Raw genomic sequence first — 16,070 nt, forward strand, 5'->3', positions numbered from 1 at the left:
TAAGATGGACAATCACTAACGCAGTGTTCGTCTGAGATAAACAATCATGTTTAAGCCATTCAATTATGTTTAAACCTCTCAATTATGTTTAAACAACTACAGGATATGGCGCTGTTCGCCCGCGTGGCAGAGTGCGGCAGCTTCACCCGCGCGGCTGCAATGGTGGGCCTGCCTAAATCGAGCGTTAGCCAGCGGATCAGTCAGTTAGAGCTGAGTTTGGGGATTCGCTTACTCAACAGAACTACCCGACAACTGAACCTGACTTTCGCTGGCGAGCGCTATCTGGTGCATTGCCAGGAGATGCTGCAAGCTGCCGAGCGTGCGGACCTGGCACTGCAACGCCTAAAGGATAACCCCAGCGGCCGTCTGCGTATCTCGACGCCCGCAGGGCTGGGGGCAACCTTGCTGGCGCGGTTGGCGACAGATTTTCAGCGGCAATATCCCGATGTTCTGCTGGAGGTTTTGGTGTCGGATAGCATGGTGGATTTGGTCGAGGATGGCTTTGATGTGGCGCTGCGCACTGGCAAGCCACAGGATTCCTCGCTGATTGGCCGACGATTAGGCTATGCTCCGCGCTATCTACTGGCATCGCCTGCGTATCTGGCACAGCATCCGCCATTGTTGCACCCACGTCAGCTCGATACCCACCGCTGTATTGCCCATCGTGCCTGGCAAGCTCTGATTTTACGCCATGAAGAGGAGTTTTTTCGCTGGCAGGTTCCCGCGCTGCATGTTACCGATAATCTGCTGTATGCCCGTGAATGTGCGCTCAATGGCGGGGGGATTACGCTATTGCCTGCGTTTTTAAGCCGCGAAGTGGTAGCAAGCCGGCAGTTGATTGAAGTTTTGCCGCAGTGGCAGGCCGAGGGCAATGAACTCTATTTGGTCTATCCGAGCCGCAAGCTGAACTCTCCGGCACTCAGTTGCTTTATTGATGTGGTGATGAGGCATCCGGTATTTGAGGATTATATGCAGGGGCTGGAAATGCCAAGGTGAGCCGAATATACTGTTTATTCGGCTCATAATTTGAGCCGAATAGGTATTAAAAGGCCTGCAATCGCAGGCCGTTAGTCGAGATAAAGTTTAAAAACGACTTTTTATTAACTACTTGGTCATTTTCTTATACTTGATACGGTGTGGTTCCAGTGCTTCGGCACCCAGAGTACGTTTTTTCCACTCTTCGTATTCAGTAAAGTTACCTTCGAAGAACGCCACTTTGCCTTCATCTTGATAATCGATGATGTGGGTAGCAATTCGGTCAAGGAACCAGCGGTCATGGGAGATAACCATGGCACAACCAGGGAATTCCAGTAAGGCGTTTTCCAGTGCGCGCAGGGTTTCGATGTCCAGATCGTTAGTCGGTTCATCGAGCAGCAACATGTTGCCGCCAACCTGTAGCAATTTGGCGAGATGGATACGGCCGCGCTCACCACCGGACAGTTCACCCACCCGTTTGCCCTGATCAATCCCTTTAAAGTTAAAGCGGCCAACATAGGCCCGACTTGGAATTTCAAAGTTACCGATCTTCATGATGTCCTGGCCGCCGGAGACTTCTTCCCACACGGTTTTACTGTCATCCATGTTGTCACGGAACTGATCAACCGAGGCCAACAGTACGGTATCACCGAGTGAAATGGTGCCGGAATCGGGTTGTTCCTGACCTGATAACATGCGGAACAGGGTCGATTTACCCGCGCCGTTCGGCCCGATGATCCCGACTATCGCACCTTTTGGCAGCGCAAAGGTCAGATCGTCAATCAGCACACGATCGCCATAAGACTTGCTCAGATGTTCAACTTCCAGCACTTTGTCACCTAAACGCGGGCCAGGTGGGATGAACAACTCACTGGTTTCATTGCGTTTTTGATATTCAACGCTGTTAAGTTCTTCAAAGCGAGCCAGACGTGCTTTACCTTTCGCCTGACGGCCTTTCGGATTCTGACGAACCCACTCCAGCTCTTTCTCAATAGATTTACGACGAGCGGCTTCAGAAGAGGCCTCCAGCGCCAGACGGGCATCTTTTTGCTCCAGCCATGAGGAGTAGTTACCTTCCCATGGAATACCTTCACCGCGGTCGAGTTCCAGAATCCAACCCGCAACGTTATCAAGGAAGTAACGGTCATGGGTGATGGCGACCACTGTACCTTCGTAATCATGCAGGAAGCGCTCCAGCCAAGCCACGGATTCGGCATCCAGGTGGTTGGTCGGTTCATCCAGCAGCAGCATGTCTGGTTTTTCCAACAGCAGGCGGCAGATAGCCACGCGGCGGCGTTCACCACCGGACAGGTTGGCAATTTTGGCATCCCAAGGCGGCAGACGCAGAGCATCAGCAGCACGTTCTAACTGGTTATCCAGATTATGTCCGTCATGGGATTGGATAATGGCTTCCAGCTCACCTTGCTCTTTCGCCAATTTATCGAAATCAGCATCAGGGTCGGCATAGAGTGCATAAACTTCATCCAAACGGGTCAGGGCGCGTTTAACTTCGCCGACGGCTTCTTCAACCGACTCACGCACTGTTTGTTCAAGATTCAGTTTTGGTTCCTGTGGCAGATAACCGATTTTGATGCCAGGTTGTGGGCGAGCTTCGCCTTCAATGTCGGTATCAATGCCCGCCATAATGCGCAGCAGGGTGGATTTACCGGAGCCGTTAAGACCCAGTACACCAATTTTTGCCCCAGGGAAGAAACTCAGGGAGATGTTTTTCAGAATATGTCGTTTCGGCGGAACTACTTTACCGACACGATGCATAGAATAGACGTATTGAGCCACGTTGCCTCAGCCTCTCTAGATCAGTTTTTATTAGGATATCTGGTGCGGAGTGTAGCCCGTTTTACTATACCCGTCATCTTTCAAGTCACAGGTGTGTTGGCTGCTCTCGATCACCCGAATCACTTACTGGTGTAAGTTCATCGGGATGACCTCCTTTGCCGCCTTCCTGTGGCTTGAAATCTATAGGGTATAGGTTGATGGCATCTTTCAAGTCGCAGGTGTGTTAGCTGCTCTCGTTATTCGGCCCATCCATGGGCTTTACTTGTTCGAAGCCGCTGCAAGCCGTGATTTAAGGTGCGGTGACGATTATCGCCACGCGGCGGTTTTCCGCCCGACCTTTGGCGGTGCGGTTATCCGCCACCGGTTCTAGCTTGCCGCGGCCACGAACCTCAATATTGGCGCGCGGAATACCAATTGCGGCCAGTGTATCGGCAACCGCGGAGGCGCGTTGGAATGATAATTGCTGATTGTAGTCATCCTTACCCATGGCATCGGTATGTCCATCAACCCGCATATGATTTATCCCGACATTATGTAAAGCACGGCCAATGTTTTGGACAGTCTGCACGCCCGATGCGTTTAACTTTTTCACTTCACTGTCGAATAACACTTTATTCGCTAGCCCAAACTCCCAGCCATTATCGGTTAATTTAAACCCTTGCTCTTGTAGCGCCGCAATTTGTTCAGGGGTCAGCCCTTGGTGTGGCTTGGCCTGACAGCCGACTAAAACCAATAAACAAAGAGCAAAAAAGCTGATCCAAAGAGGATTTTTCTGACGATTATTGTTGAAACCCAGCATGTCACCTGCCCTTACCTTAAATTTTCTGTGTGTGTACTTTCTGGATGCTTATTTTCAGAATGAATAAAGTCCGACTGCTAAACGGTGCCTTGTTCACATGGCCGGAAACCTTTCTTTGCCTGATACATCGCTTCATCTGCCCGTTGTAATAATTCATCCGGCGTTTGGGCATGGTCAGGGTAAATAGCAATCCCAATACTGAGTGAAGTGATAATTTCACTCCCATCAGGCAGCGTTATGGGTTGCGTCATACTTTTTATAATATTGTCAGCAATGATGAGTACATCATCAGTGTTATAAATGGGTGCCAATAAGATGGCGAACTCATCACCGCCCAGGCGAGCCACTAAATCACTTTCACGTAATAATGCGCGCAGGCGGTCAGCAATGGTGGTCAGCACGACATCGCCCGCAGCATGGCCATAGTTATCATTGATTTCTTTAAAGCGATCGCCATCAAGGAATAAAACCGCGACGTGTTCGTTGGTTTTGCAATCACTGAGTGTTCGGCTTAAGCGGCCTTCAAAGTAAGCGCGGTTTGCCAACCCCGTCAGGCTATCGTGGGCCGCGCGGTGTGCCAGAGAATCATTTTCCTGAGTAAGGTGTTTCTGCCACACTTCAAGTTCCTCCAGCAAGCCATTGAAGTCATGACTTAGCTCATTCAGCTCTGCAATTTGCGCTGATGGGACACGTTGACCAAAGCTGCGGTTGCGGCTGACATTATGCGCAACTTCAGTAATGCGATTCAGCGAGCCGATAATGCCAAATAGCATCCGGCGGGACAAAAATATCGCCACTAGAGTGCTAAGAATAAGGCAGACAAAAAGTCCCGCTAACCCTTGCAGCAGAAAACGCAGCAAGCTGCCACCATGACCAACAATCACTATTCTGCCGATCTCATTACCAGAGTGAACAATGGGGAGCACCACCGGTTCAGGCAGCGCCCAGCGGGCGACACTTTGCTCCATTTGATGCATGGGGCCATCGTCAGGCAATGTCCATTGGGCAACTACCCGGCCATTGACATCCATAATCTTCGCTTCGGCGACTTCTTCATTGGCGGCAATCATCGACAGCGCTTCATTCGCCACCACCGTATCACCGAAAACAACAGCAGCTTCAGTGGTATAACTGATCGAACGGGCGATCAAATGCAGGTTGTGGTCGGCGTAAACCCGTAAGGCAAACAGGGCGACTAAGGTCAGGAAAATACCGGCTGTCGCCACTGATACCAGAGCCACGATTAAATGTATTCTGCCCAATACCCGGCCCAGTGTCGGGAGCCTTGTGGCGTGAGTTTGATTCTTTATCTGCTCAGCAGATTCATTTTTTATAGAACTCATAATGCGTCAGCCTTTTTACGGGCAAGTTGCAACACATTGGGATGAACTCGTATCCCGGCGCGTGCTAATGCATCCATGTTGACTTTAAACGAGGCTTGCTTATCTTCCAGTAACAGACAAAACGCACTGCCCACAGTGCATTCGTCATAATCTTCGCTGATGGTCAGAACCGGCTGCCCACTGAGTTGAGTCGCCAGTTGCTGACGCTGTTGCTCCTCCAGGTGGCCCAAATAGGCCACATCACAGTTGTTTGCCAGTGAAACATCGGGTAGGGAATAGCGCAGGGTTTTAATGGGATGTGAGGTTTGCATTAATGCTGGATTAAATAGCTCTTCTGCATAGTTCGTCGGGGCAATAACACACAAACGAATGACTGGCGGTGGGGTTGGCCAGCGCGAATAACTGATAATGCCCAGCACCATTTTTGTCGCAGCATCGCTACGTTCATGAATAAGTTCTTCACTTATGTTATTCGCCGCCATTGAAGGCAATGAAGCGAATAAAGTTAAGAGAAGTAATAATGTGAGGGCGCAGGCCTGCCGCCAGATACGCGGTGGCGTAAATAGCTTAGGTAGATAATGATATTTCACATCATTGACGCCGTTGATTGCGCAAGGTGCAATATTCATATTTGCGCTTCCTGTAGGACGACGTGACTCACATGTTAATGGCAGCACCAGAAAAGAAACGCCGCTAATCTATTATAAGAATTAATTGCCTCATTAATAGTCATGGTATCGGCAATATGAGATTTATCTTAAATACTCTTTGCGATAGATAAAAAAAGCCCGGCAGAGTCGCCGGGTTCAGACTGCTAACAACCCCCAACGACTCGATCATGCAAGGTGAGGACAGGTAGAAGAGTAAAGCGTCCGCGCCAGGGATGGCGCGGGTCGAGCCATCAGGGACGATTTTACGGCGTCTTTACGATCTACCTGTTTTCACCGATGCGAGCACTTTGTCATTAACCTAAGCCCGGCAAAGTCGCCGGGCTTGAAGGGGGGCTGATTGATATCAGACTCAATTCGCTGCGCGTTTGAAGCGCCCGATGACCCATTTCTCGACTTCGACAATCAAGAAGATGGCGATAGAAACCAACAGTGTGATACCCCAGTAATAAGCAGGTAATGGCTCGGTACCGAAAGCGGTATTCATAAATGGCAGATAGATAATGGCTAGCTGCAACAGAATCAGCACACCAGAAACCAACCACAGCCCCTTGTTAACAAAGACTTCTTTGTTCAGTGGGAATCTGTCCATCACCCGGCAGTTGAACATGTAAATCCATTGTGCGGTCACCAGGGTTTGCATCAACACGGTGCGGATGAATTCAGTGCTGTAGCCGCGCGGTTCCATGTAGGCTTCCAGGGCAAAGGCGCTGCACGCTATCAAGGTACCGACAAATGCGATACGCCAAATAGCATGACCATCTAACACATGTTTTGATGGGTCGCGCGGGTTGCGGCGCATGATGCCTCTTTCTGCCGGTTCAAATGCTAAACCGAATGAAAGCGTGGTGGAGGTTGCCATGTTTATCCATAGGATTTGCAATGGCGTCAGTGGAATAACTGCACCCACCAGGATAGCAAAGATGATTAACAATCCTTGTGCCAGGTTGGTCGGCAAGACAAACAGAATGGTTTTCTTCAGGTTATCGTAGACACGGCGGCCTTCTTCAACCGCGTGAGCAATAGTGGCGAAGTTATCATCTGACAGCACCATATCGGCGGCTTCTTTGGTCACCTCGGTGCCTTTGATGCCCATGGCGATCCCCACATCGGCCTGTTTCAGTGCCGGTGCATCGTTGACGCCATCGCCAGTCATCCCCACTATTTCGCCTTTCTCTTGCAAGGCTTTAACCAGACGCAGTTTGTGCTCTGGGCTGGTGCGGGCGAAAATATCATAACGAACGGCTGCTTCAGCCAGTTCTTTATCGTCCATATGCTCTAACTGGCCGCCGGTAATGGAGTCTTTGCCATTACCTATACCCAGCATGGCACCAATCGCCATTGCAGTTTCCTGATGGTCGCCGGTGATCATTTTCACGCGAATGCCAGCCTGTTGGCAGGTCGCAATGGCGTCAATCGCTTCAGGGCGTGGTGGGTCCATCATGCCGGCGATGCCGACGAAGATCATACCTTGCTGGATATCGCTGTGCCCTAGCTCGCTGACCGTCTGTTCCGTTGGACGGTAAGCCGCCGCTAACATGCGCAGGCCCTGCTTGGTGTAGCGCGTCATCTCGGCATCCCAGTAATCACGGCGGAAAGGAATGACGCCTTTATCCGTCAGTTCTTGCTGGCAGAAGGTAAACAGTACATCTGGCGCGCCGGTCAGGAAGATACAGCTTTCGGACTCAACCTGATGGCTGGTGGCCATATATTTATAGGCAGAATCGAAAGGAATTTTTCCGTGTTGACTCACCTGGCCCAGTTCAATACCTGACTTGGCTGCTAAGACTTTCAATGCGCCTTCGGTTGGGCCGCCGACGATAGTCCAATGGCCTTGGTCGTTCTTTTGAATCTGGCTGTCATTACATAAATTCACCGCAGTGATAAATGTTTTTAACGGCCCTGCCAGCACAGCTTGCTGTTCGCTGCCTTCTGGATAAATGTTACCCACTGGCTCATAGCTTTCACCGGTGACCTGGTAGCAGTTATCGGCCAAAATCACCGCTTTGACGGTCATTTCGTTCATCGTCAAGGTGCCGGTTTTATCGGAACAGACGACGGTCATGGCACCCAGGGTTTCTACCGTTGGCAGCTTGCGAATAATCGCGCGGTTGCGCGCCATTGCTTGCACACCCAAGGACAGAATAATCGAAATAATCGCCGGTAACCCTTCAGGCACCGAGGCTACCGCCAGGCTTATCAGGGCTAACAACAACTCATTGACCGGCAGGTCGCGCAGAATAAAGGCGAAGACGAACAAGAATGCCATCATCACCAGAATCAGGATGAAAATTGCTTTGCCCAGGCGGTCCATCTGTTGCAACAGGGGAGTACGAGTGGCTTCAACCGCTGACATCATCTGGTTGATATGGCCCAGCTCGGTATTACCGCCACTGGCAATGACTACCCCTTTTGCGGTACCGGCACTGATAGTGGTGCCAGAGAATAGCAGGTTTTTGCGATCACCGATTACTGATTCGTTTTCAATGACTTCAATTTGCTTTTCCACGACGGTTGATTCGCCCGTCAGGATTGCTTCTTCAATTTGGAGGTTGTGGGCTTCAAGTAAGCGCAAGTCAGCCGGGATTTTATCCCCCGGTTTCAATGTGACGATATCACCCGGCACCAAATCTTGTGCATCAATGGTTTTCGCATTGCCATCACGAATGACCACAGCTTTACTGGAGAGCATGTTTTGGATGCTTTTCAGTGACTTCTCAGCTTTATTTTCCTGAACATAACCAATTAATGCATTAATAACGGCGACACAAAGAATGATAATGGTATCGACAGAGTGGCCCATCAGGCCTTTGACTAACGCAGCAGCTAATAAGATGTAAATCAGGACGTCATTAAAGTGAGCGAGAAATTGTAGCAGGGGATGCTTACTTTTTTTGGCGGGTAACGCGTTGGGGCCGTATTGTTTAAGGCGTTCTTCAGCTTCTTGTTGGCTTAACCCTTCTTCGCGGCTATTGAGCTGCTGCAAAGATTCTTCCACGGTAAGTTGATACCAGGCCTGGCCTTCTGGCGGCGAGGCGGGTTTGGGATTTGATGAGTTTTGCATTGAAAGAACCTTCTTAAAAATTAAAATGTAAAAATCTGAAATCTATCTGTTTTTCATCTCATTACCGTCGAGGTTAACGGCGCAGGGCAGTGAATACTCTTCCATGAAAAGATCCTGCTCCTTTATTATTTGATTTTTATTAAAAGACAAAAAAATGATTCTGAATGATATATTTACAACAACATAGTTATATTAAGCAAGGATAGTAGATTTTTATCAAAATAGTGTCTTGATCTGAGATAATAAAGTCGAAATATTTAGTCGTAATTATTGGCTAACCTAGTGAATAATAAGTCATTAGATAGTGAATTATCCTGTCAGCTATCTACGCCAATGCTCTGAGTATCATCAGCCATTTGAGCTATCATCCGAAAAGATTAATTATCCATGTCTGGTTGTATGTGTAATCGCTGGCTATCAGGTGAAACTCTTAGTTAGTATGTCCTGCTGCCGGAACTAATTATGACTATGCTAATCAGAAGTTGCGGTAAGTGAAATGCAGTAGCCAACAACCGGTGAGGAAACAGTAAGTATGGACAAGTGGCGATATCTGGCGATTGGCGTGTGTCTGGTGACGACTTCAGGAGTGGCATTCGCCGACTCCATTGATGCCCAACGGCAACGCTATCAGCAAGTTAAGCTGGCATGGGACAGTAATCAGATGGATACCGTGGCGCAACTGATGCCGACGTTACGCGATTATCCGCTGTATCCGTATCTGGAATACCGCCAGTTAACTCAAGATTTAAGCCAAGTGAGTGCGGCGCAAGTGACCGATTTCTTAAGTCGTAACCCTACGTTGCCGCCAGCACGTTCGCTATCATCCCGTTTTGTAAACGAATTGGCGCGTCGTGAAGATTGGCGTGGGTTATTGGCGTTCAGTCCGCAAGCACCTAAACCGGTGGCAGCCCGCTGTAATTATTACTACGCCAAATGGGCAACAGGCGAACAGCAAGTTGCCTGGGATGGTGCCAGCGAAATTTGGCTCAACGGTCAGGCGCTTCCGGGCAGTTGCGATAAATTATTCAGTGTCTGGCAACAAGCCGGGCATCAAACTCCGCTGGCAACACTGGCCCGTATGAAACTTGCTCTTAAAGAGGGTAATGCCAGTTTGGTGAGTTATTTACTGAAACAGCTACCAGCGGATTACCAGACCATGGGGACGGCATTGGCGAAACTGCAAAGTGATCCGGCCAGTGTTGAAAGCTTTGCTCGTACCGTCGGGCCGACTGACTTCACCCGTTCTGCTACCACCATTGCGTTTACCCGACTGGCGCGTCAGGACGTGGAAAATGCGCGCGCGATGATCCCAACATTGGCGCGGCTGCAAAAAATGAGTGACAGCGAGAAGTTGGAGCTGGAAGAAGCGGTCGCCTGGCGTTTGATGGGCAATGATGCAACTTATGATCAAGCGAAATGGCGCGATCAAGTCACTTTGCGTAGCCATTCAACTCCTTTGCTGGAGCGCCGTATCCGCATGTCGCTGGGTAGTGGCGACCGGCAAGGGTTAGCAGCCTGGATGGCCCGTTTGCCGGCGGATGCACAAAATAAGGATGAATGGCGCTACTGGCGTGCTTCATTGTTGTTAGAGCAAGGTAAGAAAGCTGAGGGCGAAGCCATTTTGCGCAGCCTGATGCAGGAGCGAGGCTTCTATCCGATGGTTGCCGCGCAAAAACTGGGTGTTCCTTATCCAATCAATGTTGAGGTAGCGGCCAAACCCGATGCCTCGCTGGCAAAACGACCTGAAATTGCCCGGGTGCGTGAGTTGATGTATTGGAATCTGGACAACCTGGCGCGCAATGAGTGGAGCTATCTGGTTGCCAGCCGCAGCAAACCTGAGCAGGAAGCACTGGCACGCTATGCATTTAATCAGAAGTGGGCCGATTTGAGTGTTCAGGCGACCATTGTTGCCAAGTTATGGGATCATCTGGAAGAGCGTTTCCCACTGGCGTGGCCAAAAGAGTTCCGTCAGGCGACTGAAGGCAAGGGGATAACGCCAAGTTATGCCATGGCGATTGCTCGTCAGGAAAGTGCCTGGAATCCAAAAGCGCAATCTCCCGTCGGGGCAACTGGCCTGATGCAGGTGATGCCACGGACTGCGGAGCACACCGTTAAACTGAATAACATTCCCGGTTATGTGAACAGCAGCCAGTTGCTTGATCCTGTCACCAACATTGAGATTGGCACCAGCTATCTGGAAGAGGTCTATCAGCAATTTGGGCGCAATCGGATCCTCTCCAGCGCGGCCTATAATGCCGGCCCATCGCGGGTCAATACCTGGCTGGGAAATAGCGGCGGGCAGGTGGATGCCGTAGCATTCATCGAAAGTATCCCGTTTTCTGAAACACGAGGATATGTGAAAAACGTATTGGCTTATGATGCGTTCTATCGTCACTTTATGAATCGCCCAGCTAAGGTGCTGAGTGATGCCGAGTGGCAAAGACGCTACTGATCCCCTTCGTCCTTGAAGCCGCAGGGGTGTTAGCTACGCGCACTTACCCGAATCACTGACTTGTGTCAGCTCATCGGGATGCGTTTGCTTGCTGCCTACCTGCGACACCAATGACTTTGGGGTTCCTCTTCGTCCTTGAAGCCGCAGGGGTGTTAGCGGCGCTTGCGCCCCCGAATCACTGACTTGTGTCAGCTCATCGGGATTTACTCGCTTGCTGCTTTGCCGCAACGCCAATGACTTTGAGGTTCCTCTTCGCGCCCAAGCTCTTTGGCTATACCTGAGGTTATGGTAAGCTGTTGTACTAGTTAAATAGTATGGCAGCTTTCCTATCATGACAAAACTACGATTGACCGATCCGAATCTGTCGAATGACGATAATCAGCACTGGCTGACTTTTGTTGCGCTACTGCAAGATGCCATTGCGCAAGACCTCCATTTACCGCTATTACAACTGATGCTGACACCGGATGAACGCACGGCTTTGGGGACAAGAGTGCGTATCATTGAGGAATTAATGCGAGGAGATTTAAGTCAGCGTGAACTCAAAAATCAATTGGGTGCTGGTATTGCGACCATCACCCGCGGTTCCAATAGCCTGAAAGCCGCCCCTCCAGAGTTGAAAAGCTGGTTGGAAGCCCAGTTGCTGGCAGAAAATAAGCCGTCCTGAATTTATTCCTACCGTGCCGGGCGCTGGTAAATTTCATTATGAAAGGGAACCAGTGCCAATAGCAGTGCCTGATGGTAGACGCTGGTTCGGGTCAATTTGCCGTCGGTGAAAATCCCGATGGCTCCCCCCTTGTGTTTCACATTCGATATACCGGTTAAATCTGCCATTTCGTCGCCTAGCTCACGGCCTTGGCGAATTCCTTGCAATATAATATCGGGCAACATCAAACTGGCAGAACGAGATTCTCCTCGCAGCTGCAAGTGCTCAATTACCATCCATGCAAAGGTCATATTATCTTCAATGCCGGCTTCAACCCCGACCCAAAAATCTGCTTCAGGACGTATCTGACGTGCATTGCTCACTCGTTGTCTGGCACCTGTACGTGTCTCGGCGCTACCTATCGGTTGCAGGGGAACGCCACTGTCGACATTGACACCTTCAATGCGATACTGATCAGGGCCATAAACATCATCGAACGCGAGGCTGATAGCCTTAATCTTTGCAGGGTTGGTAGTTGCAGCAACAACATGGTACATAATGAGTCTCACTACCCTTAATAATCTATTGAAATAGGCTTGGTGTTTATTTCACGCAGTATAACGGAAAAATGACATGTTACAGGTATATCTCGTGCGCCATGGCGAAACCGTCTGGAACGCATCACGTCAGATTCAGGGCCAATCGGACAGTCCGCTGACCGCTATCGGTGAACGCCAGGCACACTTGGTTGCGCAACGAGTCAGTAGCCAGGGGATCACGCATATTATTACCAGTGATCTTGGGCGTACGCAGCAAACAGCAAAGATTATCGCCGATGCTTGTGGACTAAAAATGGTGACAGACCCGCGTCTGCGTGAACTGAATATGGGCGTACTGGAAACGCGCCCGATTGAGAGCTTGACGCCAGAAGAAGAGCTGTGGCGCAAACAAATGGTCAATGGCACCGAAGGTGGTCGAATTCCTGAAGGGGAGTCGATGGCAGAGCTAGGGCGGAGAATGCGTGCGGCATTGGATAGCTGTTTGGAACTGCCCGCGGGCAGCAAGCCGCTATTAGTGAGCCATGGTATGGCGCTGGGGTGTTTGTTGAGTACGCTGCTGGGCTTGCCCGCCCACGCGGAACGGCGCTTGCGGTTGCGTAACTGTTCACTGTCACGGGTTGATTATCAGGAAAGCCCGTGGCTGGCTTCTGGTTGGGTGATTGAAAGTGCTGGCGATACCGCTCACCTGGATATGCCAGCACTGGATGAGTTACAGCGTTAACGCCGGATAGGAATGAGATATTCGCATTTCAGCGAGGCCGGAGGTGCATCTTTCGGCCTTCCCTGAGGGAAGAATCGTTCGATATCGTATCCACATCTGCGGGTTAGCGCTAACTGCGGCAAACAGGTGCCATACAGTGTCAGAATGAAGTCCTGTAACCCATCTGGTGGCCCGTCATAGCTAAACTGTACATATTCGCCACCTTCTAAGATAACGGGTTGTCCTTCCTGCACATTACCCGGCACATGTTGTGGCTCGATTGCCGTGGTGTAGAAAATCTCTTGCTCATCATCTTTCTCCTGATTGGGTCGGGAGTGATGTAAGCCATAAAGCACCGGTGGTAAATGGTCTGCATCCCCCAGATACTGCTGCCAGAAGTGCACTCGCAATTCAGAACGATGAGTCATTATTTGCTCAAGCGTGCAAGAGTAGCTTTGGGTCAGCCCTACCAAATGCTGCTCAGGTAAGGTAATGAATTCAGGCTGAGGTAGTGTATATGTCCCTAATCGAATCGGTGGACATATGCCTGCTGAGTGCCAATCTTCTGAGCGACGGTACAATGCAGGTGTTTGCGCAAACTGTTTCTTGAACGCGCGGGTGAAAGTTTGCTGCGAATCAAAGCGATATTGCAGGGCAATATCCAGAATCGGGCGGCTGGTTAATCGTAATGCGACAGCGGCTTTTGATAACCTTCTGGCGCGGATATACGCACCGATGGCATTCCCGGTGACATCCTTGAACATTCGCTGCAAATGCCATTTTGAATAGCCTGCTTTGGCAGCTACATTGTCCAATGCTAAAGGCTGGTCTAAATGACTTTCTAGCCAGCTAAGCAAATCACGAATGATACTGGCTTGATCCATAGATCTTCCTCGTAAAGCGGCCTAAATTTAGGGTATTAGTTATATGAAAGAATAGCTCTGGCGCATAGTAGCAACTTTTTATGCTCCCGACTGCTTAAGAATTTACTGGCATTGTGTGCTAAAAATGCATCTAAGATTGATAAAATGACTTTTTCACCAATATTTTATTATTGATGAAAATATTTAACGTTGGATAACGTTATTCAACGGTATGGAGTAAGTGTATGAAAAAAAGTTGGATATTCCTTGGTTGCATACTTTCTTTCGGTGCAATAACGGCTCATGCGGAAGAAATTGGCTCTGTTGACACAGTATTTAAACTCTTGGGGCCTGACCATAAAATCGTGGTTGAAGCCTTCGATGACCCTGATGTTAAAAATGTAACTTGTTATATCAGCCGGGCAAAAACCGGTGGTATCAAAGGGGGATTAGGTTTGGCGGAAGATACTTCCGATGCGGCCATTTCCTGTCAGCAAGTGGGGCCGATTGAGTTAAGTGACAAAATTAAAAATAGAAAATCCGATGGGACCGTGGTTTTCCAGAAGCGAACTTCATTGGTATTTAAAAAGCTGCAGGTCGTGCGTTTTTACGATCCGAAACGTAATGCCTTAATCTACCTGACTTACTCAGACAGAATTGTCGACGGTTCGCCGAAAAACGCGATAAGCGCAGTGCCAATTATGCCGTGGCAATAAAGGTGCTTGGCTGGATATGCAGTGTGAATAAAAAAGCCAGCATTTGAATGCTGGCTTTTCGTAGACAAGTCAGAGAGTTACTCTTCCAGGTCACCACAGAAACGATAACCTTCACCGTGGATAGTGGCGATGATTTCTGGCGTGTCCGGCGTCGATTCGAAATGCTTACGAATACGGCGGATGGTAACGTCAACAGTACGGTCATGCGGTTTCAGCTCGCGACCGGTCATTTTCTTCAGTAATTCGCCACGAGATTGGATCTTGCCTGGGTTTTCACAGAAGTGCAGCATGGCGCGGAACTCACTGCGTGGCAGCTTATAATGCTCCCCTGCAGGGCTTATCAGTGAGCGGCTATTGATATCCAGCTCCCAGCCATTAAATTTATAGCTTTCAACCAAACGGCGCTCTTCGCCTACGCTACCCAAATTCATGGTGCGTGACAGCAAGTTGCGCGCCCGAATGGTCAATTCGCGCGGATTGAAAGGCTTGGTGATGTAATCATCAGCGCCAATTTCCAGGCCGAGGATTTTATCGACTTCGTTATCACGGCCGGTCAGGAACATTAGGGCAACACTTGCTTGTTCACGAAGTTCCCGTGCCAGCAACAGGCCATTTTTGCCCGGCAGATTGATGTCCATGATAACTAAGTTGATATCATTCTCAGACAGAATGTGGTGCATTTCTGCGCCATCATTAGCCTCATGAACAACATAGCCTTCCGCCTCGAAAATGCTCTTCAGGGTGTTACGAGTAACTATCTCGTCTTCTACGATCAGAATGTGCGGGGTCTGCATGTTTGCTACCTAAAATTGCCAACAAAATAGAAATAGGAAGTACAGAAGTCTTTGTTATATTAGGATTTTTATTGACTAGTTACTCGTCATCCCGTTCATCACATGACTAAAGTACGTAAACGCGTTCTTGATGCACTTTCCATCAACGTCAACAACATCACTAGCTTGGTCGGGGTGTTACTCCCTACAGCCCCAAAGGTGACAAAAGCGGCGCATATCCTAACCCTATTAACAGCAATATAACAGTGTGAGCCGAATCTACCACCCAACAAAACTACGCTTTGTTGACATATATCAAATTCAATTGTAGCACGTTAACACTTTTGTGAAAAAGACTTACAAGAATACCAGCTTAAGCGATAGTTGGTTAAATTATGTGATCGATTCAGTGTTATTAATATTAAAAATAGGGCACCAGACGTAACAAAAAAATGATTTTTCTAATCTGTTGATTTTTATTGTTTAAAATCAATATTCTTTCGACATAAAGCGAATGAACTTGTTTCTGTCATCAGCGGCCTGTTTCGCCTAAAAACATAAGAAGAATTATCATCAATGTTAGTCAAATGTAAAGTGAAGTGATGAAGTTTTCATTTTTGTTGTCTTTTAAATCATTTGAGCGAAAAAACCAGTCTTAAAAGACCGCTTTATTTTTTAATCTCGTGTGTTTCTGCCACCTGACGCCCTATTAGC

At 49.1% G+C, this 16,070-nt stretch carries 14 protein-coding genes; 6 read left to right on the plus strand and 8 right to left on the minus strand.

Annotation, left to right across the window (positions count from 1 at the left end):
* The first annotated feature begins 84 nt into the window (after positions 1-84).
* Positions 85-996 (plus strand): LysR family transcriptional regulator, encoded by a 912-nt coding sequence (locus HU019_RS14675; protein WP_174849466.1) that lies wholly within the window; start codon positions 85-87, stop codon positions 994-996.
* Positions 997-1,104: 108 nt separating this feature from the next.
* Here the strand turns inward: HU019_RS14675 and ettA are convergent, their stop codons facing one another.
* From ettA to HU019_RS14700, 5 genes are all read right to left on the minus strand, one after another.
* Positions 1,105-2,772, minus strand: a complete 1,668-nt coding sequence (gene ettA / locus HU019_RS14680; protein WP_032900922.1) for an energy-dependent translational throttle protein EttA — start codon at positions 2,770-2,772, stop codon at positions 1,105-1,107.
* Positions 2,773-3,061: 289 nt separating this feature from the next.
* Entirely contained in the window at positions 3,062-3,571 is a 510-nt protein-coding gene (locus tag HU019_RS14685) for an OmpA family protein (RefSeq protein WP_174849465.1), read from the minus strand.
* A gap of 77 nt (positions 3,572-3,648) precedes the next feature.
* Positions 3,649-4,914 carry a diguanylate cyclase domain-containing protein gene (locus HU019_RS14690; protein WP_174849464.1) on the minus strand — a complete coding sequence of 422 codons (1,266 nt, stop codon included), beginning with the start codon at positions 4,912-4,914 and terminating at the stop codon, positions 3,649-3,651.
* A complete protein-coding gene (locus HU019_RS14695; protein WP_174849463.1) occupies positions 4,911-5,543 on the minus strand; it encodes a YfiR family protein in 633 nt (210 codons plus the stop codon). The genes HU019_RS14690 and HU019_RS14695 overlap by 4 nt, the downstream gene beginning before the upstream one ends.
* A gap of 391 nt (positions 5,544-5,934) precedes the next feature.
* Positions 5,935-8,646 (minus strand): cation-transporting P-type ATPase, encoded by a 2,712-nt coding sequence (locus tag HU019_RS14700; protein ID WP_174849462.1) that lies wholly within the window; start codon positions 8,644-8,646, stop codon positions 5,935-5,937.
* Positions 8,647-9,178: 532 nt separating this feature from the next.
* On the opposite strand from HU019_RS14700, the gene sltY reads away from it, so the two are divergent.
* Positions 9,179-11,098, plus strand: coding sequence for a murein transglycosylase (gene sltY / locus HU019_RS14705; protein ID WP_174849461.1), 1,920 nt, complete (start codon positions 9,179-9,181; stop codon positions 11,096-11,098).
* Positions 11,099-11,429: 331 nt separating this feature from the next.
* The gene (gene trpR, locus HU019_RS14710) at positions 11,430-11,765 is read left to right on the plus strand and encodes a trp operon repressor (RefSeq protein ID WP_050075826.1); all 336 of its coding nucleotides are present in this window, start codon (positions 11,430-11,432) and stop codon (positions 11,763-11,765) included.
* Between the two features lie 8 nt (positions 11,766-11,773).
* Here trpR and yjjX read toward each other — a convergent pair whose 3' ends face one another.
* Positions 11,774-12,301 carry an inosine/xanthosine triphosphatase gene (gene yjjX / locus HU019_RS14715; protein ID WP_174849460.1) on the minus strand — a complete coding sequence of 176 codons (528 nt, stop codon included), beginning with the start codon at positions 12,299-12,301 and terminating at the stop codon, positions 11,774-11,776.
* A 76-nt stretch (positions 12,302-12,377) separates the two neighbouring features.
* Here yjjX and gpmB point away from each other — a divergent pair, with 76 nt between their 5' ends.
* Entirely contained in the window at positions 12,378-13,025 is a 648-nt protein-coding gene (gene gpmB / locus HU019_RS14720) for a 2,3-diphosphoglycerate-dependent phosphoglycerate mutase GpmB (RefSeq protein WP_050075829.1), read from the plus strand.
* Here gpmB and robA read toward each other — a convergent pair.
* Complete coding sequence (robA, locus tag HU019_RS14725; protein WP_174849459.1) at positions 13,022-13,888, minus strand: MDR efflux pump AcrAB transcriptional activator RobA; 867 nt, start codon at positions 13,886-13,888, stop codon at positions 13,022-13,024. The genes gpmB and robA overlap by 4 nt on opposite strands.
* Before the next feature lie 224 nt (positions 13,889-14,112).
* On the opposite strand from robA, the gene creA reads away from it, so the two are divergent.
* Positions 14,113-14,583, plus strand: coding sequence for a protein CreA (gene creA / locus HU019_RS14730; RefSeq protein WP_174849458.1), 471 nt, complete (start codon positions 14,113-14,115; stop codon positions 14,581-14,583).
* A gap of 77 nt (positions 14,584-14,660) precedes the next feature.
* On the opposite strand, the gene arcA is transcribed toward creA, so the two are convergent.
* The gene (arcA, locus tag HU019_RS14735; RefSeq protein ID WP_004706052.1) at positions 14,661-15,377 is read right to left on the minus strand and encodes a two-component system response regulator ArcA; all 717 of its coding nucleotides are present in this window, start codon (positions 15,375-15,377) and stop codon (positions 14,661-14,663) included.
* Positions 15,378-15,479: 102 nt separating this feature from the next.
* Here arcA and yjjY point away from each other — a divergent pair, with 102 nt between their 5' ends.
* Positions 15,480-15,620: a YjjY family protein gene (gene yjjY, locus HU019_RS20320; RefSeq protein ID WP_004706054.1), complete on the plus strand. Its 141-nt coding sequence runs from the start codon at positions 15,480-15,482 to the stop codon at positions 15,618-15,620.
* The last annotated feature ends 450 nt before the right edge of the window (positions 15,621-16,070 follow it).

Origin of the sequence: Yersinia artesiana (genome assembly GCF_902726545.1) — a bacterium.
Lineage (GTDB): Bacteria > Pseudomonadota > Gammaproteobacteria > Enterobacterales > Enterobacteriaceae > Yersinia > Yersinia artesiana.